This window comes from Isoptericola sp. NPDC055063, assembly GCF_053608125.1.
Genome location: NZ_JBSGUW010000001.1, coordinates 149,368 through 169,924 on the forward strand (window position 1 = coordinate 149,368; position 20,557 = coordinate 169,924).

Consider the following 20,557-nt stretch of genomic DNA (forward strand, 5'->3'; position numbering starts at 1 on the left):
CCCCCGGCGAGGCGGGCGGGTGTCGGTGGCCGGCGGGAGGCTGGGGGCTCACCTCGACGAAGGGACACCCCATGGCCGCGCAGTCGACGCCGACGCCCGTCAACCCGCCCGAGCTGCACCAGAACCCCGCGTTCGCGTGGGGCATGATCCTGCCCGCCGGGCGCACGCTGTACGTGGGCGGCCAGAACGGGACGGGGCCCGACGGCGCGCTCGTCGAGGGCGGCCTCGGTCCCCAGACCGAGCAGGCGCTGCGCAACGTGATCGCAGTGCTCACCGAGGCGGGCACCGACATCGAGCACGTCGCGAAGCTGACGATCTACCTCGACCCCACCATCGACCCGAACGAGGCCTACGCCGCGTCCGGCCGGGTCTGGCAGGCGCGCACCGCCGTCACGGTGCTCGCCGTCGCACCCGCCCGGCGCGGCGCACTCGTCGAGGTCGAGGCGATCGCGACGGTCCCGGAGGCCTGACGCCGGGACGGGCCGGGAGGTGGCAGGCTCGGCGCGTGACCGCCACCACAGCGCCCGCCACCTCCACGCCCGCCGCCGTCGACGCCCTCGTCCACCTGCGCGCCGACGGCGTCAGCGTGCTGATCGACGCCCGTGGCGGTGAGCTGCCCGCCGTCGTGCACTGGGGAGACGACCTCGGCCCGCTCTCCGCCGACGACGCCGCCGCGGTGGCCCTGGCCGCGACGCCGCCGCTCGCGAACAACGGCCCGGACGAGCCGACCCGCGTGGCGCTGGTGCCCGAGCCGCGCACGGGGTGGCTCGGGCGTCCCGGGATCGTGGGCGAGCGCGACGGCGACGCCTGGTCGCCGCGCTTCACGACCAGGGTCGCGACGCTGTGCGGCGGCACCCTGGCCACCGGGCTCACGGAGGGAGGCGCGGGGGCGCTGCGCGTCGAGGCGACGGACACGACCGCCCGCCTCACGCTCGTCCTCGACGTCGAGCTCACGCCCGACGGCGTGCTGCGCGCCCGCGCCGCCCTGCGCAACGACGGGGGCCCGTACCGGCTGCACGAGCTCGCCGTCGTCCTGCCCGTGCCGCCGCGGGCACGCGAGGTGCTGGACCTCACCGGCCGGTGGGGCAAGGAGCGCGTGCCGCAGCGCCACGACCTCACGGTCGGCACGCACCTGCGCGAGGGGCGACGGGGCCGCACCGGCGCCGACGCGGCCACGCTGCTCACGGTCGGCGAGCCCGGGTTCGGCTTCGCGCGCGGCGAGGTGTGGGGCCTGCACGTGGGCTGGTCGGGCAACCACCGGCACTGGGCGGAGCGGCTCCCCACCGGCGACCAGGTGCTGGGCGGCGGTGAGCTGCTGCTGCCCGGCGAGGTGACGCTCGCGGGCGGCGAGGAGTACGGGACCCCGTGGGTGTACGGCGTGCACGGCCACGGCCTGGACGCACAGGCCGCGCGCCTGCACCGGATGCTGCGCCGCCGCACCGCGCACCCGCGCACCCCGCGGCCCGTGACGCTCAACGTGTGGGAGGCCGTCTACTTCGACCACGACCTGGCGCGCCTCACCGCGCTGGCCGACGCCGCCGCCGAGCTCGGCGTGGAGCGGTACGTGCTCGACGACGGCTGGTTCCGTGGCCGCCGCGACGACACCCGCGGTCTGGGCGACTGGTACGTCGACGAGGAGGTGTGGCCCGACGGGCTGGACCCGATCGCGGACCACGTGCACGGCCTCGGCATGCAGTTCGGCCTGTGGTTCGAGCCGGAGATGGTCAACCTCGACAGCGACCTCGCGCGCGCCCACCCGGACTGGGTCATGGGGGCCGGCGGCCGCGTCCCGGTGCCGTCGCGGCACCAGCACGTGCTCGACCTGTCGAACCCGGACGCCGCCGCCTACGTGCTCGAGCGGATGAGCGCCGTCATCGGCGCGCACGGCGTCGACTACGTGAAGTGGGACCACAACCGCGACCTCGTGGACCCGGGCTCCGGGCGGGACGGGCGGCCCGTCGTGCACGCCCAGACGCTCGCGGCCTACGGGATCATGGCCGAGCTGCGCCGCCGGCACCCCGGGCTGGAGATCGAGTCGTGCTCGTCGGGCGGCGCTCGGGTCGACCTGGGCGTCGCCGAGCACACGCAGCGCGTGTGGGTGTCGGACTGCACGGACCCGCTGGAGCGGCAGCAGATGCAGCCGTGGACGGCGCAGCTGCTGCCGCTGGAGTACCTGGGCGCGCACGTCGCGGCGGACGTCAGCCACCAGACCCGCCGCGCGCACTCGCTCGCGTTCCGTGCGGCGACGGCGCTGTTCGGCCACTTCGGCATCGAGTGGGACCTCACGCGGTCGACGCCCGAGCAGCTCGCCGACCTGGCCCGCTGGATCGAGCTCTACAAGGCCGAGCGCGGCCTGCTGCACACCGGCACCCTCGTGCGCCAGGACTCCCCCGCCCCCGACGCCCCGCAGGTGTGGGGCGTGGTCGCCGCCGACCGTTCCCGCGCCCTGTTCCAGGTCGCCACCCTCACCCGCCCGGCGTCGGCCCCGCCCGGCCGCCTCACGCTGCGCGGCCTGGACCCCGGGCGCCGCTATCGCGTCACACCCCTGCCGTTGAGCCGCGAGGCCTTCGGCGTCTGGACGGTGCCGCCGTGGTTCGGGCTGCCCTCGGCCGACGGCGCCGTGGCGTCCGACGGCGTCACGCCCCTGCCCCGGCCCGCGCAGCCCGACGACCTGCCCCGCGGCACCGTGCTCACCGGCCGTGCGCTCGCCGTCGCCGGCCTGCAGGCACCCGAGGCCCCGCCCGAGACCTCGCTGGTGCTGCTCGTGGAGGCCGTGGACTGACGCTCCGCGCCGGCCCCGCCGGGTGCCCGCGATACTCCGCACGACCCACACCGGGCTCTCGCGCGCTCACATTTGATGTGAACTTCTGTGTTCTTCTGTTCACCAAGGAGCGCAGTTGTTACCGCACCGAGACCGTAGGGGTTTGACCAGATCGGCCACGTTCCGCCAGAGTGTGTCGCGGACACCAGATCATCACCCTCGTTGCCGAGGTTGACCCACAGGGACGTGGACACGATGAGTTCACAAACTCACACTCTTGAACACAGAAAGTCACAGACGGCACCGCGCCGGCTCAGCGACGGGCAGTTCGCCGTCCTGCTGCTGCTGCCGGGCGTCGCGCTGCTGGCCGGCGTGGTCCTCTACCCGCTGATCGCCGCGCTCGTCACGGCCTTCTTCGAGCAGAGCCTCGTGCTGCCCGGACGGACGTTCGTCGGGCTGCAGAACATCGTCGACGTGCTGCAGGGCGACTTCCTGCGCCTGCTGCGGCAGACGCTGGTCTTCACGCTCGGCACGACGATCCTGCCGTTTGTCATCGGGTTCGCCCTGGCGCTCGCGCTGAACACCCGGATCCGCGGCGCCAAGGTGCTGCGCGGTCTCATGCTCATCCCCTGGCTCGTGCCCGGCGTCGTCGTGTCGTTCCTGTGGATGTGGATCTTCAACGCCAACTACGGCGTGATGAACGCGCTGCTGCAGTCGATCGGCCTGATCGACGACCCGCAGGCCTGGCTCGCCCAGCCCGCCACGGCCATGGGCGCCGTCGTGCTGGCGAAGACCTGGCAGTCGTTCCCGTGGATGATGGTCATGCTGCTCGCGGGCCTGCAGACGGTGCCGGTCGAGCTGCACGAGGCCGCCGAGATGGACGGCGCGGGCACGGTCCGCCGCTTCTTCGCCATCACGCTGCCGCACCTCAAGGGCATCGTCGGCCTCGTGGTGCTGCTGGAGTTCATCTGGAACTTCCAGCACTTCGACATCATCTACGTCCTCACCGGCGGCGGCCCCGCGGGCGCCACCCAGACGTTCGCCACCGCGGTGTACGAGACCGCCTTCCAGGGCTACGACCTCGGCAAGGCCGGCGCACTGGGCCTGCTGTGGATGATCCTGCTCATGGCGCTCGTCGTCGTGTACGTCCGCTTCTCGGAGAAGGGAGAGGAGCGATGAGCGCGACGACGCAGCTCCCCGCCGCGCCCACCCCGCACTCCGCCGCGTCGGCCTCGGCCGGCGAGACCCCGCGCCCGCCGCAGCGCCGCCGCCGCAGCAGCGCCCTGCGCTCCGAGCGGCCCGGCGTCCGGGTCGCCGCCTGGGCCACCGTCGTGGTGTGCGGCGGCTTCGGCCTCCTGCCCGTCTACTGGCTGCTGGCCACGTCGCTCACGCCGCGCGACCAGGTGTTCGCGTACCCGCCGCGGTTCTTCCCGGCCGCGCCCACCCTGGACGCGTTCGCGTCGCTCGCCTCCAACGACCAGCTGTTCGGCTACCTGCGCAACAGCGTGATCGTCTCGGTGATCACCGCCGTGCTGTCGGTCCTGGTCTCGGCGTACATGGGGTACTCGTTCTCCAAGTTCCGCTACCGCGGCCGCCGCTCGCTGATGTACCTGGTGCTCGCGTCGCAGATGTTCCCGCAGGCGCTGCTCCTGGTCACGCTCTACACCGTGTTCAGCGCGTACGGCCTGCTCAACACGTACACGGCGCTGGTGCTGAGCTTCACCACGTTCACGCTGCCGCTGTGCGTGTGGATGCTCAAGGGCTTCTTCGACACCATCCCGGACGAGCTCATCGAGGCGGCCCGCGTCGACGGCGCGTCCCGGCTGCGGATCATCCACTCGATCGTGCTGCCGCTCGCGGCGCCCGGCCTGATCGCGGCGGGGCTGTTCGCCTTCGTCCGCGGCTGGAACGACTTCGTCTTCGCCCTCACGCTGGCCGGCCCGGAGAAGCAGACCCTGCCGCCCGGCCTGGTGAACACGTTCATCGGCGAGGCCTCCACCGCGTGGCCCGAGCTCATGGCCGCGTCGCTCGTCGTGTCGCTGCCCGTCGCGATCGCCTTCATCGCCCTGCAGAAGTACCTGGTCGGCGGCCTCACCGCCGGCGCCGTCAAGGGCTGACGGCGCCCACCGTCCCGCCCCGCTCCACCGTCCACCACCCCGAACGACCCTCGATGCGGAGGATCCCCATGTCTCTCACCCTTCCCCAGAGCGCCATGTCGCGACGTCGCGTGCTGCAGCTGCTCGGCCTCGGCGCCGGCACCGCCGCCCTCGCCGCCTGCGCCCCGTCGGCCCCGTCCCCGGCGGGCGGCGCGGCCTCGGCCGCCGCGACCGGCGGCGCCAAGACCGACTTCGCGTTCTCGTCCTGGTCCTTCACCGAGGAGGCCGCGGCGCCGGCCCTCGAGGCGATCGTCAAGGCCTACCAGGACAAGAACGGCGTCACGATCAAGGACGTCTCGTTCCCCTACAACGAGTACATCAACCAGCTCACGCTCCAGGTGAAGGGCGGTCAGTTCACCGGTGCCGCGCACGTGGACGTCGCGTGGCTCGGCTCGCTCGCCGCCATGGGCAAGCTGCAGGACCTGTCGGCCCTGACCGAGGGCCGCGGGTACACCGACGCGGCGCTGTCGGCGGCCCAGTTCGACGGCGTGCAGTACGGCCTGCCGTGGACGATCGGCGCCATCGGCCTCGTCACGAACTCGGAGCTGCTGACGAAGGCCGGCATCGACGCCGACGCCTTCCCGACGACGGTCGACGAGTTCGAGAAGTCGCTCAAGGACCTCAAGGGCCTCGGCGACGGGCTCATCCCCTACGCCGCGTCCACGAAGGCGGCCCAGCTCAAGGACATCCTCATCTGGATGCAGACCTTCGGCAGCCCGCTCGTCGACGGCGACACCGTCACCATCGGCGACGACGCCTCCGTCGAGGCCGTGACCTGGTACAAGGGTCTCTACGACCAGAAGCTCATCGCCGCCGACGTCGACCGCTTCGACGCCCGCTCCCTGTTCGCACAGGGCCGCGCCGCGATCTACGACGACGCCCCCGTCGGCCGCGGCGCCGTCACCGAGGAGTCCCCCGACAAGGACCTCGGCAGCAAGCTCGTCCCCGTCTCCCGCCCGGTGCTCAAGGCCGGCGACACCCCCCGCGCGCTGGTGTGGGGCGGCGCGATCGCCGTCGTCGACGGCGAGGGCGCGGCCACCGCGGCCGACTTCGCGCAGTTCGCGACGTCCGACCTCGACACCGTGCTCGCCGACTACGAGGTGCGCGGCCTGCCGCCCGTCACCACCGAGGCGCAGCAGTCCGACGTCGTCGCGTCCGACGAGTTCGGGTCGCAGTTCAGCGAGCGCATCACCGCGACGTCCTCGTCCAACCCGTTCTGGGCGTTCACCGCGTACTCGCAGATCGAGACCGTCATCGCCGAGCAGGTGCAGGCCGTCCTCGTCGGCAAGACCGACCCGAAGACGGCCATGCAGAAGGCCGGCGAGGCCGCGCAGAAGCTCGTCGGCTGACGCACCTCCCCGCCCTGCCCGTCCTCACCCCGCCCGTCCCCGCCCACCCCGGAGTCACGACCACGGTTCGAGGAGGAACCATGCGACGACGCCCCACCCCCGTGCTGCGCACCGCGGCCGCCCTCGCGGCGGCCGCGGTGGCCGCCGCCACCGTCCCCGCCGCGGCCGCCCTGGCGGCCCCGGCCACCCCCGGCAAGCACGCCGAGTCCGTGGAGCAGCTGCCGTTCCCCGTGGACCGTTCCAACAACGCGGGCTGGTGGACGCCGCTCGACGTGGTCGACGGCGTCACCTACATGGCGTTCGACTCGCCCGCCGCGGACCCCGCGCGCCACGAGGTGCACATCGCCGCGCAGGGCCCCGACGGCGGGTGGGCCGCCGGCTGCCTGCGCGCCGACGACGGCTCGTGCGCGACCTTCCTCGACGACAGCGGGCACGACCAGCCGTCGATCGTCGTGGACGGCGAGGGCACCATCCACGCGTTCGTGTCGATGCACCACGTGCCGTGGCAGTACTTCCGCTCCACCACGCCCGGGGACATCACGTCGCTGGTCGACGCGAGCGCGGACCTGCCCGACCAGGGCGTGCCGATGACGTACCCCGTCACCGCGCGCGGCGCCGACGGCGACGCGTACGTCATGGTGCGCGGCGGCCGCGACGAGGCCACGGTGCGCGACGGGCGCCTGTACCGCTTCGACACCGCGACGGGCACCTGGTCCCGGGTGGCGGTCTTCGCCTCGGGCGTCGGCGCGTCGGTCTACCCGGACGACCTCGAGGTCGGCATGGACGGCCGCCTGCACGTGCTGTGGGAGTGGCACCGCTGGGCCGCGGGCCCGTACCGCCACCTCGGCTCGTACGCGGTCTACGACCCGGCGGACGACTCGTGGCACGACGCCGCGGGGAACGCCCTGAGCACGCCGATCTCCCCGTCCGCGGGCGGGGCCGTCGTCTACCAGCCGTTCGTGGACGGCGAGTCGCTCCAGACGGACGGCCCGACGGTGCAGACCGCCAAGCTGGCCGTGCACGGCGACACCCTCGCGGGCGTCGTCTACCGGTACGCCGGGGCGAAGGCCGACGGCACGCCCGACCGCTTCGACGTGCGCTTCGCCCGCTGGGACGGCGCCGCCTGGCAGCGGGAGACCGTGATCGACGCCGACGACCTCGGCGCCGGGACCGACACCGTGGCCGCCCTCGACGCCACGTCCGCGGCGGGCACGACCCGCGCGTACGCGGTCGTGCAGGGCACGGTCGCCGGCCAGGTGCGCACGCAGGTGGTCCGCGCGGAGCGGGGGCTCGACGGCGGCACCTGGCGGTTCGCCGGGCTCGGGGACGTGCAGGTGGGTCAGCAGCGCCTCGCGGCGCGCACGATCCGCACCGGCCCCGCGTCGGGCACGGACGTGCTGTACGTGAGCGCCGCCGAGTCGGGTCCGACGTCGGGCACGCTGTTCCACGCCCGCGTGCCCCGCACGGGCGGGCCGCTGGTCGGCAGCCCCCTCGCGGACGTCGTCGCGGGGGTCCGCGACGACGACGGCGGCGAGGACGGCGGCGGCGACCCGGGCACCCCGGGACCCACCGGCAACCTCGCGCTCGGCGGCTCCGTCACCGCGTCGTCCGCGCTGCGCGCCGACACGGGCGGGGAGAAGGCCGTGGACGGCCGGCTCACCGACGACAGCCGCTGGATCTCGGCCGCTGACGACGCGACCCCCACCCTCACCGTCGCCTGGGACGACGCCGCCCCGGTGGCGTCGGTCCGGGTGCACAGCGGCTACCGCGCCGCCGTCGACCCGGCCTCGGCCGTGCTGCGCGACTTCTCCGTCGAGCTGCACACCGCGGACGGCTGGGTGGAGGTGGGCGCGGTCACGGGAAGCACGGCAGGGATCGTCACCCTCCCGGTCACCGGTGTCACGGCCGACCAGGTCCGCCTGGTCGCCACCGACCCGTCGGCGTCCGAGACGGACGTGGCCCGGGTCTTCGAGATCGAGGTGCTGGCCGCCGGCTGACGCCCGCGACCGGCGCCGCACACCCGCCCCCGCACCACCCGAAACACCCTGTTCGACCAGCACAACCATCGGATCGAGGACTGAGAGATCATGCGTACGCAGACCGTCGAGGCGGACGTCGTCGTCGTCGGAGGGGGGCTCGCCGGCGTCAGCGCGGCGGTCGCCGCCGCGCGGCTGGGCCGCCAGGTGGTGCTGGCGGGCAACCGACCGGTGCTGGGCGGCAACTCCTCCTCCGAGGTGCGGGTGTGGGTGTGCGGCGCCACCGCCCACGGCAACCAGCGCTGGGCCCGCGAGACCGGGATCGTCGGCGAGATGTACGTCGAGAACCAGTACCGCAACCCCGAGGGCAACCCCGTGTACTGGGACGACGTCGTGCTCGACACCGTCCGCCGGGAGAAGAACATCCGGCTCTTCCTCAACACGGACGTGCGCGACGTCGTCGCCACCGGCCCCGAGGACGCCCGCCGCATCGAGTCCGTGACGGGCTGGACGATGGGCTCGGAGATCCTCACGACGTTCACCGCCCCGGTCTTCCTCGACTGCACGGGCGACGGGCTCGTCGGCGCCCTGGCGGGCGCGCGCTACCGGCTCGGGAAGGAGTCGCAGGCCGAGTTCGGCGAGGAGTGGGCGCCGCCGGAGCCGGTGCGCGAGTTCCTCGGCTCCACGCTGCTCTTCTACACCAAGGACCTCGGCCACCCGGTGAAGTACGTCGCGCCGGAGACCGCGATCGACATCACGTCCACGCCCATCCCCATGAACCGCGTCATCCGCAGCGGTGACTCGGGCGCCCACTACTGGTGGATCGAGTGGGGCGGCGAGATGGACATCGTCGACGACAACGAGCGCATCCGCGACGAGCTGCGCGGCGTCATCCTCGGCATCTGGGACTACATCAAGAACTCCGGCAAGTTCGACGCCGACAACCTCACCCTCGAGTGGATCGGCAACGTGCCCGGCAAGCGCGAGTACCGCCGGTTCGTCGGCGACTACACGCTGCACCAGGGCGACGTGATCGACCAGACGGTGTTCGACGACGGCGTCGCGTTCGGCGGCTGGTCCATCGACCTGCACCCCGCCCAGGGCATGTACGCCGAGGGCGCGGGCGCGCTGCAGCGGTTCTCCGAGGGCGTCTTCGAGATCCCCTACCGCTCCCTGTACTCGGTGAACGTGGAGAACATGCTGTTCGCCGGCCGCGACGTCTCCGCCACGCACATCGCCTTCGGCGCCGCGCGCGTCATGGCCACCTGCGGGGCGATGGGCCAGGCGGCCGGCACCGCGGCGGCGCTGTGCGTGGAGCACGGCACCACCCCGCGCGGCATCTACACCGACCACCTCGACGAGCTGCGCCAGACGCTGCTGCGCTGGGACGCGCCCGCCGTCGGCATCGCGAACACCGACCCGCACGACCTCGCCCGCCGGGCCACCGTCACCGCCTCCAGCACGACGACGCGGATCGCCGCGCCCGTCGTCGAGCCGGCCGACGGCGACCCCTACGACGCGTACGACGTCTACGACCTCGACGTCGACCTCGGCATCGTGCTCCCCGTGGACCCGCGCCTCGACACGGTCGAGCTGCTCGTCTCCGCCCGCCGCGACACCACGCTGTCGGTCGAGGTGTTCTCCACCGGCAAGCCGCAGAACGTGGTGCCCGCGCACCTCGAGACCAAGACCGACGTCGTCGTGCCCGCCGGCGACGAGCGCTGGGTCACCGCGCACGTGCCGTTCGCGCCCGAGGTCCCGCAGAACGCCGTCGTCGTGCTGCGCGCCAACCCGGACGTAGCGGTCCGCCTCACGTCCCCGCTGCCGGCGGGGGTGCTCACGCTGGTGCACCGGGTCGACAACGACGACCAGAACGTGCAGATCAGCTCCGAGGAGCTGCTGGTGCAGTGGCCCACCAAGCCGCTGCGCGGCCGGTCCGTCGTGTTCCGCGCCGGCCCCGACACCCGCGCCCTCGCGCCCGAGCGCGCCACGAGCGGGTACCACCGCAACCACGGCGGCCCGCACCTGTGGGCGTCGTCGCCGATGGTGCCCGGCCGCGACGAGTGGTTGCGCCTCGACTGGGACGAGCCGGTGACGGCGCGCGAGGTGCGGGTCGTGCTCGACGACGACCTCGACGTCGAGCTCAACACCCTGCACCACCACCGTACGCCCGACGAGATCATGCCGACGCTCGTCAAGGACTACCGCCTCGAGGTGTTGCCCGCCGGCACCCCCGACGAGGGCGGCTGGGTGACCGTCGCCGACGAGACCGACAACCGGTGGCGGCTGCGCACCCACCCGCTGCCCGCCGACGTCGGCCCGCTGCGCGCCGTCCGCCTCGTCGTCGGCGCCACGAACGGCGCAGCGCAGGCCCGCGTGGTCGCGCTGCGCGTGCAGGAGTGACGGTGGCGCACGCAGGGCTCGCCCGCCCGGTGCGCGGCAGCGCGACCACGCAGGCCCGGGCTACGCTGACCGCCGTGCACAGGAAGGAGCGCACCGGCATCGTGGCGCTCGCCGTGCCGGACCTCGAGGAGCCGTACTTCGCCGAGCTCACGGCGCTGCTGGTGCGGCGCGCCGACGAGCGCGGGCTGTCGATCCTCATCCAGCAGACCGCGGGCGACCACGAGCGCGAGGTGGACGTCGCCAACGGCATCGGGCTGCCCCCGACCGACGGGCTCATCCACATCCCGCGCGCGCTGTCCGTGGCGGACCTGACGCGGCGCACCTCCCCCGGGCCGCTGGTGCTGCTGGGCGAGCACATCCTCGTCAGCCCGTTCACGCACGTGACGATCGACAACCGGGCCGCGTCGTACGCCGCGACCGAGCACCTGGCGTCCGTCGGCTGCCGGCGGGTCGCGTTCGTCGGCCCCCGCGACGCCCGTCCGTCGGACGCCGCGGACCGCCGGTACGCCGGCTACCGCGAGGCCGTGGCCGCGCTCGGGATCGTCGACGACCCGGACCTCGTGGCCCAGGTCGAGGCGTTCACCCCCGCCGAGGGGCAGCGGGCCGTGCGCGGCCTGCTGGAGCGCGGCGTCGAGCTCGACGGCATCGTCTGCTCCAACGACTCGGTCGCCTTCGGCGCCCTGCCCGCCCTGCACGAGGCCGGGCGGCGCATCCCCGAGGACGTCGCCGTCGTCGGCATCGACGACGTGCGCGGCGCGCGGTTCACGACGCCGTCGCTCACCTCCGTCTCGCCCGACAAGGAGGCGCTGGTCGAGCGCGCCCTCGGGGAGCTGGAGCGGCAGATCGCCACGCCGCCCGGCGCGAACCTGCCGGTGCAGCACGTGGTGGTGCCGGCGCGCGTCGTGCAGCGCGCGAGCACCACCCGCTGAGCCCGGTGGCGCGATCGGCGGTGCGGTCGGCAGTGCCGTCAGGCAGGGTCGGCGGGGACCACCCAGAGCTCGCCCACGTGCGCCTCGATCAGCTCGCGGGCGTCGGCGTCCAGGCCGTCGTCGGTGACGAGGCGCTCCACCTCGTGCAGGTCGACGATCGTCGTGAGGCCGACGACGCCCCACTTCGTGTGGTCGGCGAGCACGACGGCGTCCTGGCCGGCGGCCAGGAGCGCGCGGTCGGTCTCCGCCTCCAGCAGGTTGGGCGTGGTGAGGCCCGCGTGCAGGTCCACCCCGTGCACGCCGAGGAACGCGACGTCGAGGTGCAGGTGCTCCAGCGAGCGCACGGCGACCGGCCCCACCAGCGCGTCGGACGGCGTGCGCACCCCGCCGGTGAGCACCACGGACTGGGTGTACGGCTCGTCGGCGCGGTCGGGGCGGCGGAACACCTCCGCGACGGGCAGCGAGTTGGTGACGACGGTGAGGTCCGGGACGGCGCGCAGCTCCTGCGCGAGGACCCACGTCGTCGTGCCGCCCGAGAGGCCCACCGCCATGCCGGGCTCCACCAGCTGCGCCGCCCGGCGCGCGATGGCCTGCTTGGCCGCGACCTGCTGCTGCACCCGCGACGCGAAGCCGCGCTCCTGCGTCCCGCCCGCGTCGCCGCGGGTCGTGGCGCCGCCGCGCACCCGGTCCAGCTCCCCCGCGTCCGCGAGCGCCTCGATGTCCCGGCGCACCGTCATCGCGCTGACGCCCAGCTCCTCGGCCAGCTCGGTGACGCTCGCGGCGCCCCGACGGCGCACCTCGGCCACGATCCGTGACCTGCGTTCTGCGACGAGCACCCGCTCCCCTTTCGACCCGCGGCACAGTCTGTCACGCGACGTCGTGACCGACGCCGCCTCGTTCTGGCTCTGCCCCGTCCCGCCCTGGAGATCTCCGTGACGCTGCCCGCCCCCTACGACGCCTGGTTCCCCGACAGCCCCATCGATGGCACGTACGGGTACGACCGGGACGGCCTGCTGGCCGTGCCGGCCTCCGCGGAGCCGGAGGGCTTCGCCGACCTGTGGCGGTCCTGGCACGACGACGCGCGGGGCGTGCCGGCGGACGTCGTGGCCGAGCCGGTGGGCCGGCAGGGGGCGCACGAGGTGTCGGTCGTGACGTTCACCGCCGCCGGCGGCCTGCGGCTGCGCGCCTGGCTGGCGCTGCCTGTGGACGTCGAGGTGCGGGTCGGGATCGTGCACGGGCACGGCTACGGCGGCCGCGACGCGCCGTCGTTCGAGCGGGTGCCGCACGACGCCGCCGTCATCTTCCCCGTCGCCCGGGGGCTCGGTGTCCTGAACGCGGGTGTCGGCGCCCCGGACGTCTCGACGGCGCACGTGCTGGCGGGCATCGAGGACGTCGAGACGTACGTGCTGGGCCGGTGCGCCGTCGACCTGTGGCACGCGGCCACCGCGCTGCAGGAGGCGCTGACCGACGTCCCGGGCATCCCCGCCGACCTGCCCCTGTACTACGTGGGCAGCAGCTTCGGCGGCGGGGTCGGCGCCCTGGCCGTGCCATGGGACGACCGGTTCGTGGGCGCCACGCTGGAGGTGCCGAGCTTCGGCCAGTACGACGAGCGCCTCGCCGTGCCCTGCACGGGCAGCGGCGAGGCGCAGCGCGGGTACGTGGCGCGGCACCCGGAGGCCCGTGCGGTGCTCGCGCTCACCGACGCGTCCGTGGCGGCGACCTACCTGCGCGTCCCGACGCGCGTCGAGTGCGCCCTGTGGGACGCGCACGTGCCCCCGCCGGGGCAGTTCGGCGTCGCCGCCGGGGTCCGGGTCGCCGGCCTGTCCGGCACCGGGGCCGAGCTGGAGCTGGCGGTGCACTCCGCCGGGCACGCGGAGTACCCCGGCCAGGCGCGCGAGCTGGCGGCGGCGTTCGCGGCAACGCGCGCGCACGTCGCGCACGCCGTGGTCCGCGCGACGCGGTAGTGCCTCCCGTCCTCCGGTCGTGCACGGCGGGCACTACCGGAGGACGGGAGGCACTACCTCGGGGAGTGGGCTCAGTTCCAGTCGTCGATCTTCACGTCGCGGGGCGACGGCGCGGCGTCGCCGCCCTCGACCAGGGCCTTGAGGCTCTGCAGGAACACGGCCCACTTGGTGCTGCAGTGGTGCATGAACTCGACGGGCTCGCGCCAGCCGCGGTGTGCGAACAGCACGATCGTCCAGTCGCCGTCCTGGCGCAGGTCCCACTCGACCGTCGTGCCGACCCACTCCGCGGGGCCGTCGACCACCCGCCACACCACGCGCTGGAGCGGCACGGCCTCCACGACCTCCATGTCGAAGCCGGGATCGTCGTGGCCGGCGCCGGGGAACCGGAACTCGACCTTCCCGCCGAGGCCGGCGTCCCCCGTCGTCCTCTCGGTCCACCAGCCGGCGAGGCCGTCGACCGTGGTCAGCGCCTCGTACATCGCCTCGGGCGTCGGGGTCCTGGCCCCGATCCGGTGCAGGATGTCCACCATCGCGATCAGCTCCTTCTCGTGTCGGTCTTCCGGGTGCTCTCGATCGCCTCGGCGATCGCCTTGATGCGGTGCAGCCGGCGGTCCCACGCCCGGCCGACGGTCGCGAGCTGGTCCGCCGCCCGCTCGAGCTGGGCGGCGTCCACCCGGCACTGCTTCTCCCGGCCCACCGCCGTCGAGCGGACGAGGCCGGCCCGGTCGAGCACGTCGAGGTGCTTGGCCACGGCCTGCCGGGTCACCGGCAGCTGCCGACTCAGCGACGAGGCGGTGCCGCCGCCGTCGGCGAGCAGGAGGTCGAGGATGCGGCGGCGGGTCGGGTCGCCGATGGCGGACCAGAGCACGTCGTCGACACCCGTTGCCTCGGTCATGACCGGACCTCCAGCGACCCGGCGTAGGTCACCAGCCGCGGCAGGTAGAAGGCCCAGCCGTCCACGTGCTCGGAGTAGCGCTGCTCCAGGACCGCGACCTCCCAGCCCTGCTCGCGGAAGCCCGTCTCGGTCATCCGCAGCAGCGTGCCGTCGCCGGACGGGACGAGGTCGAACGTCACGAGCAGCGAGTTCCCCGCCCGCGCCTCCTCGCCGGCCGGGTGCGTCCAGCGGAACGAGAACGTGCGCGGCGGCAGCGACTCGACCACGGTGAACGACTCGACGGTCCGGTCCGGGCCCGCGCCGAACGTGATCGACCCCGCCGCGCCGGGCTCCGGGTCGAAGTCCGCGTCGTCGGGCCACCACTGCCGCACGTGCTCGGGGCGGCTCACCACCTCGAAGACGACCTCCGGCGACGCCTCCACGTACAGCTCGCGCTCGATGCTTCCCAGCTCGCTCGTCGACCCCATGACCCCTCCTGCAACTTTCGGTTGCACATCACGGTAGTCCTGAGTCGCGAGAAGCGCAACCGTTTGTTGCGTAGCGCCTAGGTGGCCTGAACCGTGCCGATGCCCAGCGTGGTGGCGCGGGGGTACAGGCCGGTGCGGAGGTTGGCCTCGCGCAACGGGCCGGTCAGCTGCGCGAGGCGGCCGGCCTTCTGCGGCCCCAGCGCCAGCCAGGGCGCGGCGGCGAGGTCGTCGGTGGTCCGCTCGACGGCGTCGCGCAGCTCGCGGCCCGCCGCCGTCGCCTCGCCGGCGCCGTCGACCAGCCCGCGGGCTGCCAGGCGGTCCCGCGCGGCGAGCCACTCGTCGTCGGTCCAGCCCCGGCCGGCGAACGCCTCGACGGGCGCGGCGCCGATCGCGGCGAACGAGACCAGCGCCTCGACGGGGTCGAGCCCCGCCGTCAGCAGGGCCGCGACGTGCCCGTCGCCGCGGTGCTCGCGCAGGATGCCGATCGCATGCCAGAGCGCCAGGTGCGGCTCGTCCGGCCAGGGCAGGTCGGCGTTCGCCGCGGCGAGCGGCCGACCCGCCGTCGCGACGGATCCCGCGGCCTCGCGCGCCAGGGCGGCGGCCTCGGCCAGGTCGCCGCCCCCGTCGACGACCCGGTCGCCCAGGACGGCGCGGTACATCGCGTCGACCCCGCGCAGGCGCGCCTCGAGGATCCGCTCCGGCTCAGCGACCCGCCACGCGGCGGGCACGTGCTCCGCCGTCGTGCGGGGGCTGAAGCTGTAGAACGCCGCGCCGACCTGCTGCGCCCCCGCCGCGCCCAGCGGTGCGGCCCGCCACGCGAAGTAGCTCGGCCAGCGCGAGTCGACGGCGAAACCCAGGCCCGCGGCCTCGGCGAACACCTCGGGCGCGTACCAGAACAGCGCGTGCACGGGCTCCAGCGCGTGCCACATCTGACGTGCGAGACCGCGAGCCTGCGACATGCGTCGAGACTAGCGGCGACGGGTCGCCAGGAACTCCCCGATGCGGCCGATGGCCTCGGTGAGGACCTCCTCGTCGGGCAGCGTGACGAGGCGGAAGTGGTCGGGCTCGAACCAGTTGAACCCCGTGCCGTGGGTGACCAGGATCTTCTTGGCCCGCAGCAGGTCGATGACGAACTGCTGGTCGTCGTCGATCGCGTACATCTCCGGGTCGAGGCGCGGGAAGCAGTACAGCGCGCCGCGCGGGCGCACCGACGTCACGCCCGGGAGCTCGTTGAGGAGCTTGTCGGCCAGCATCGCCTGGTCGTAGTAGCGGCCGCCGGGCACGATCAGCTCGTTGATCGACTGGTACCCGCCCAGCGCCGTCTGGATCGCGTGCTGCGCGGGGACGTTGGCGCACATGCGCATGTTGGCGAGCAGGGTGAGGCCCTCGAGGAACTCGGTGGCGTTCTCCTTGGGGCCCGAGATCATGACCCAGCCGGCGCGGTAGCCGCACACGCGGTACGCCTTCGACAGGCCGCTGAACGTCAGGCACAGGACGTCGTCGCCCGCGGCCGCCGCGGCGTGGTGGTGCGTGGCGCCGTCGAACAGGATCTTCTCGTAGATCTCGTCCGTGAGGATCACGAGGTCGTGGCGGCGCGCGATGTCCACGAGCGCCTCGACCATCTCCTTGGAGTACACGGCGCCGGTGGGGTTGTTCGGGTTGATGATCACCATGGCGTGCGTGTTCTCGGTGATCTTCGACTCGATGTCCTCGAGGTCCGGCATCCAGCCGTTCTCCTCGTCGCACCGGTAGTGCACGGCCGTGCCGCCGCACAGCGTCACCGCGCCCGTCCACAGGGGGTAGTCGGGCGCGGGGACGAGGATCTCGTTCCCCTCGTCGACGAACGCCTGCAGCACCATCGAGATGAGCTCGGAGACGCCGTTGCCGATGAACACGTCGTCCACCGTCGTGTCCCGCAGGCCGCGCGACTGGTAGTACTGCGCCACCGCCGTCCGCGCCTCGTAGATGCCGCGCGAGTCGCTGTACCCCTGCGCCTCCGGCAGGTGGTGGACCATGTCCGCCAGGATCGCCGCCGGTGCCTCGAAGCCGAACGGCGCCGTGTTGCCGATGTTCAGCTTGAGGATGCGATGGCCCTCGGCCTCGAGGCGCTGGGCCTCTTCGAGGATGGGACCGCGGACGTCGTAGCGGACGTTGAGAAGCTTGCGGCTCTGTCGGATGGTGCGCACGGGTCCATCATCCCCCCGCCTCCCGGGTGCCCGACACGGCCATTCCACGACGAGCGGCCCCGGCGTCGTCCCGCGTGGTGGTGGCGGGCGCGGCCCCCACCAGCGCGTCGAGGCGCTCCAGCCGCTGCCGGGTGGCGTCGTCGGCGGGGGTCATGAGGATGATGCGGTCGCCGCGCGCGCGGTCGATCCACAGGCTCTGGAAGTGCACCTCCAGCGTGCCGACGCGCGGCGAGCGGTAGCGGCGCAGCTGGGTGCCGTCGCCGGCCACGTCGTACGACTCCCAGTGCCGGACGAAGTCCGGCGACTCCGCGCGCAGCCTCCCCAGCAGCGCGGCCCAGCGCGGGTCCTCGCGATGCTCGGGCTCCCGCGCCCGCAGCCGGGCGGCGATGTTGTGCAGCACCGTCTCCTCGGCCTCGCCGAGCGCCCCGCGCCACCGCGGCTCGGTGAACATCAGCCACGCGCAGTTGCGCTCCTCGGGCGGGTGGGCGTCGAGGTCGTCGAACAGGTACCGGTACGCCCGGTTCGCGGCGAGCAGGTCGTAGCTGTCCGTCTGGATCGCGGCCGGGTAGGGCAGCAGCTGCTCCAGCACGGCCAGCTGCTCCGGGTGCACCTGGGGCGGCGGCCCGGGCGCGACGGCGGGCTCCCGCCCGGCCAGGGCCAGGAGGTGGCGGCGCTCGGCGGCGTCGAGCCGCAGCACCCGGGCGACGGCGTCGAGCACCTGGTCCGACACGTTCCGCGCCCGGCCCTGCTCCAGCCACGTGTACCAGGTGACCCCCACGCCGGCGAGCTGCGCCACCTCCTCGCGGCGCAGCCCCGGCGTGCGGCGCCGGCCGCTCACGGGCAGCCCCACGTCGCCCGGCCCGATCCGCCCGCGGCGCTCGCGCAGGAACTCCCCGAGGGCGGCACGGTCGGGCGACGTGGCGGTCATGACGACCAGTGTCGCCCGGCCCGTGCCGCCGATCCAGCCTCGAACCAGGTGGTGCCGGTACCACGATCAGCAGGCTCCTGGTACCAGGATGAGCGGGGGCGCACCGTCGTCGTCATGACCACGACCAGCGCACCCGCCGCGCAGCCCGCCGTCACCACGGCCCCTGCGGCGACGGCGCCCCGCACCACCGCACCCCGCACCACCGCACCCCGCGCCCTCACCGGGATCGGCCTCGCCGTCCTCCTCGTCGCCTACCTGCCGGTCAACATGACGTTCGGGTCGGTCAACCTGCTCGCCCCGGCGATCACGGCCGACCTCGGCGCCGCGACGTCGGGCGGGCAGCTCGTCCTGTCCGCGTACACGACGACGTTCGCCGCGACGCTCGTCGTCGCCGGACGCCTCGGGGACCGGTACGGCCGGCGGCGGCTGCTCGCCGTCGGGCTGGTGGCGTTCGCGGTGCTGTCCGCGGCGGCGGCCTTCGCGCCCGGTCTGGCGACGCTGGTGGCGCTGCGCGCCGGACTCGGCGTCGCCGCGGGCCTCTTCACCCCGCAGGTGCTCTCGACGATCCAGGCCGCGGCGCCCGACCGGCTGCGCGCGCTGGGCGTCACCCTCTTCACCGCCGTGAGCGGCGTCGCGACGATCGCCGGGCAGGTGCTCGCCGGGGCCGTCGCCGGGATGGCGGGCCCGCACCTGGGCTGGCGCGCGGTGCAGGTCGCCACGGGCGCCATCGCGGCGGCGGCGCTGCTCGCGCTGCGGACCGTGCCGGAGTCCCGGTCGACGGCGCCGCTCGCCCTCGACCTGCGCGGCGCGGCCCTCCTGGCCGCGGGCCTCCTGCTGCTCGTCGTGCCGCTGACGCTCGGCGCGTCGGCCGGGTGGCCGCCGGTGCTGCTCGGGATGCTCGCCGCGGCGGGCGCCGTACTCGCCCTGTTCGCCCGGTCGCAGCGCGCGGCCGAGCGGCGGGGCGAGCTGCCCGTCGTGCCGCCGTCCGTGCTGCGCACCCCTGCCGTGCGGCACGGCCTCGTCATGACGCTGCTGTTCTTCACCGGCTACGGCGCGTTCCTGTACGAGGTGTCGGCGCTCGCGCAGGGCGCGCTCGGCGCCGACGCGCAGGGCACGGTCGTGCTGCTCCTCGGCTTCGGCGGCGCGTTCATCGCCACGGCCCTCGCGCTGCCCGCGATCGAGCGGCGCACCGGGCGGTGGACGATGACGGGCGCCGCGCTGGCGCAGGCAGCGGTGCTGCTCGCCCTCGGGCTCGTGGTGGGCAGCGGGCACGGCGACCGGGCTGCGGCCCTGCAGCCGCTGCTCATGGCCCTCGGCGCGGCGCAGGCCCTCATGTACGGGCCGGTGCTGCGGACCGTCCTGTCGCGGACGCCCACCTGGGCCGCGGGCGTCGCGGGCGGGCTGTTCACCACGCTCCAGCAGCTCGGTCTCGGGCTCGGCGTGGCCGTGCTCGGCGGGCTGTTCCAGGCCGTCGCCGCGCACTCCCCCGGCGGCGCGGCGGCAGGGCTGCCCGGCGGCTTCGCGGTGGCCGTCGTCGTGCAGGCCGGGCTGGCGCTCGTCTTCGCCGCGTTGGCCACGCGCATCGCGCGGGCCCGCTGACGGCGGGCCCGCGCGAGACGTCCGCACGGCGCCGCCCCGCGACGGGGAGTCGGGGAGGCGCCGTGCTCGTGGGGGCCAGGGGCTGCCCCCACGACGAGGGTGCGACGGCGACCTCAGGATCGGCCCAGGATCCGCCGGGTGGTTGCTCAAGATCACCGTGCTTTCGGCTCGCAGGTTGCCGTCCGGGGATCGGGTGGGCGACGGTGGGAGTCCGGTCCGTCGCCCCGTTCGGAGGTCGTCATGAAGGTCGTCGTCATCGGCGCGCTCGGCAAGGTCGCGCGCCAGCTGGTCCCGCTGCTGGCGGACGGCGGCACGGGCCCGGTGGTCGACGTCGTCGGGGTGGTCCGCAAGCCCGAGCAGGTCGACCGCGTCGCCGACCTCGGCGCGGAGCCCGCGCTCCTGGACGTCGAGCACGCGACCACCGAGGAGATCGCCGCCGTCCTGGCCGGCGCGGACGCCGTCGTCTGGTCCGCCGGGGCGGGCGGCGGCAACCCGGAGCGCACCTACGCCGTCGACCGCGACGCCGCGATCCGGTCCATGGACGCCGCCGCGAGCGCCGGCGTGCGGCGGTACGTGATGGTGTCGTGGATCGGTTCGACGCCGGAGCACGGCGTCCCCGAGAGCGCGGGCTTCTTCGCCTACGCCGACGCCAAGCTGGCCGCCGACGACCACCTGCGCACCACCGACCTCGACTGGACGATCCTCGGCCCCGGCACCCTGATCGACGAGCCGCCCACCGGGCGCGTCACGCTGTTCCCGGAGACCGGCCCCGTGCCGCGCGGCACCGACACGAGCGTGCCGCGCGCCGACGTCGCGCAGGTCGTCGCGCGGACGCTGCGCGAGCCCGCGACCATCGGCCGGTTCGTGCGCTTCTCCGCGGGGGACACGCCGATCCCCGCCGCGCTGCGAAACCTGGACTAGGCCGCGAGCCTTAATCAAGGTTT

The 20,557-nt window shown here is 74.3% G+C and carries 18 protein-coding genes; 11 read left to right on the forward strand and 7 right to left on the reverse strand.

The genetic code is table 11. The features are described from left to right. Positions 1-71: 71 nt before the first annotated feature. The 8 genes from ACWF41_RS00690 (at position 72) to ACWF41_RS00725 (ending at position 11,574) form a co-directional block, all read left to right on the forward strand. The gene (locus ACWF41_RS00690) at positions 72-470 is read left to right on the forward strand and encodes a RidA family protein (protein ID WP_380316824.1); all 399 of its coding nucleotides are present in this window, start codon (positions 72-74) and stop codon (positions 468-470) included. A gap of 35 nt (positions 471-505) precedes the next feature. Next, entirely contained in the window at positions 506-2,782 is a 2,277-nt protein-coding gene (locus ACWF41_RS00695; protein WP_380316821.1) for an alpha-galactosidase, read from the forward strand. Positions 2,783-3,016: 234 nt separating this feature from the next. Beyond that, positions 3,017-3,940 (forward strand): carbohydrate ABC transporter permease, encoded by a 924-nt coding sequence (locus tag ACWF41_RS00700; RefSeq protein ID WP_380316818.1) that lies wholly within the window; start codon positions 3,017-3,019, stop codon positions 3,938-3,940. Further along, positions 3,937-4,878, forward strand: a complete 942-nt coding sequence (locus ACWF41_RS00705) for a carbohydrate ABC transporter permease (RefSeq protein WP_380316815.1) — start codon at positions 3,937-3,939, stop codon at positions 4,876-4,878. Before ACWF41_RS00700 ends, ACWF41_RS00705 begins: the two co-directional genes overlap by 4 nt. A 68-nt stretch (positions 4,879-4,946) precedes the next feature. Next, on the forward strand, positions 4,947-6,266 hold the full coding sequence (locus ACWF41_RS00710) for an extracellular solute-binding protein (RefSeq protein WP_380316812.1): 1,320 nt from the start codon (positions 4,947-4,949) through the stop codon (positions 6,264-6,266). 80 nt (positions 6,267-6,346) lie between these two features. Next, positions 6,347-8,263 carry a BNR-4 repeat-containing protein gene (locus ACWF41_RS00715; RefSeq protein ID WP_380316809.1) on the forward strand — a complete coding sequence of 639 codons (1,917 nt, stop codon included), beginning with the start codon at positions 6,347-6,349 and terminating at the stop codon, positions 8,261-8,263. A 90-nt stretch (positions 8,264-8,353) separates the two neighbouring features. Further along, positions 8,354-10,645, forward strand: coding sequence for an FAD-dependent oxidoreductase (locus ACWF41_RS00720; protein WP_380316806.1), 2,292 nt, complete (start codon positions 8,354-8,356; stop codon positions 10,643-10,645). A 74-nt stretch (positions 10,646-10,719) separates the two neighbouring features. Beyond that, complete coding sequence (locus ACWF41_RS00725) at positions 10,720-11,574, forward strand: LacI family DNA-binding transcriptional regulator (protein ID WP_380316803.1); 855 nt, start codon at positions 10,720-10,722, stop codon at positions 11,572-11,574. 38 nt (positions 11,575-11,612) lie between these two features. Here ACWF41_RS00725 and ACWF41_RS00730 read toward each other — a convergent pair whose 3' ends face one another. Then, entirely contained in the window at positions 11,613-12,410 is a 798-nt protein-coding gene (locus tag ACWF41_RS00730) for a DeoR/GlpR family DNA-binding transcription regulator (protein WP_380316800.1), read from the reverse strand. A gap of 96 nt (positions 12,411-12,506) precedes the next feature. Here ACWF41_RS00730 and ACWF41_RS00735 point away from each other — a divergent pair, with 96 nt between their 5' ends. Next, positions 12,507-13,538, forward strand: coding sequence for an acetylxylan esterase (locus ACWF41_RS00735; RefSeq protein ID WP_380316797.1), 1,032 nt, complete (start codon positions 12,507-12,509; stop codon positions 13,536-13,538). Between the two features lie 71 nt (positions 13,539-13,609). On the opposite strand, the gene ACWF41_RS00740 is transcribed toward ACWF41_RS00735, so the two are convergent. The 6 genes from ACWF41_RS00740 to ACWF41_RS00765 form a co-directional block, all read right to left on the reverse strand. Beyond that, on the reverse strand, positions 13,610-14,068 hold the full coding sequence (locus tag ACWF41_RS00740; RefSeq protein ID WP_380316794.1) for an SRPBCC family protein: 459 nt from the start codon (positions 14,066-14,068) through the stop codon (positions 13,610-13,612). Between the two features lie 5 nt (positions 14,069-14,073). Beyond that, on the reverse strand, positions 14,074-14,433 hold the full coding sequence (locus tag ACWF41_RS00745; protein ID WP_380316791.1) for an ArsR/SmtB family transcription factor: 360 nt from the start codon (positions 14,431-14,433) through the stop codon (positions 14,074-14,076). After that, the gene (locus ACWF41_RS00750) at positions 14,430-14,900 is read right to left on the reverse strand and encodes an SRPBCC family protein (RefSeq protein WP_380316787.1); all 471 of its coding nucleotides are present in this window, start codon (positions 14,898-14,900) and stop codon (positions 14,430-14,432) included. Before ACWF41_RS00750 ends, ACWF41_RS00745 begins: the two co-directional genes overlap by 4 nt. Before the next feature lie 77 nt (positions 14,901-14,977). Continuing rightward, a complete protein-coding gene (locus tag ACWF41_RS00755; RefSeq protein WP_380316784.1) occupies positions 14,978-15,859 on the reverse strand; it encodes an SCO6745 family protein in 882 nt (293 codons plus the stop codon). Between the two features lie 9 nt (positions 15,860-15,868). Then, a complete protein-coding gene (locus ACWF41_RS00760; RefSeq protein ID WP_380316781.1) occupies positions 15,869-17,086 on the reverse strand; it encodes a pyridoxal phosphate-dependent aminotransferase in 1,218 nt (405 codons plus the stop codon). A gap of 7 nt (positions 17,087-17,093) precedes the next feature. Continuing rightward, the gene (locus ACWF41_RS00765; RefSeq protein WP_380316778.1) at positions 17,094-18,014 is read right to left on the reverse strand and encodes a helix-turn-helix transcriptional regulator; all 921 of its coding nucleotides are present in this window, start codon (positions 18,012-18,014) and stop codon (positions 17,094-17,096) included. A gap of 114 nt (positions 18,015-18,128) precedes the next feature. Between ACWF41_RS00765 and ACWF41_RS00770 the strand changes: the two genes are divergently transcribed. Beyond that, complete coding sequence (locus ACWF41_RS00770) at positions 18,129-19,613, forward strand: MFS transporter (RefSeq protein WP_380316775.1); 1,485 nt, start codon at positions 18,129-18,131, stop codon at positions 19,611-19,613. A gap of 240 nt (positions 19,614-19,853) precedes the next feature. After that, the gene (locus ACWF41_RS00775; protein ID WP_380325878.1) at positions 19,854-20,534 is read left to right on the forward strand and encodes an SDR family oxidoreductase; all 681 of its coding nucleotides are present in this window, start codon (positions 19,854-19,856) and stop codon (positions 20,532-20,534) included. Positions 20,535-20,557 lie beyond the last annotated feature (23 nt).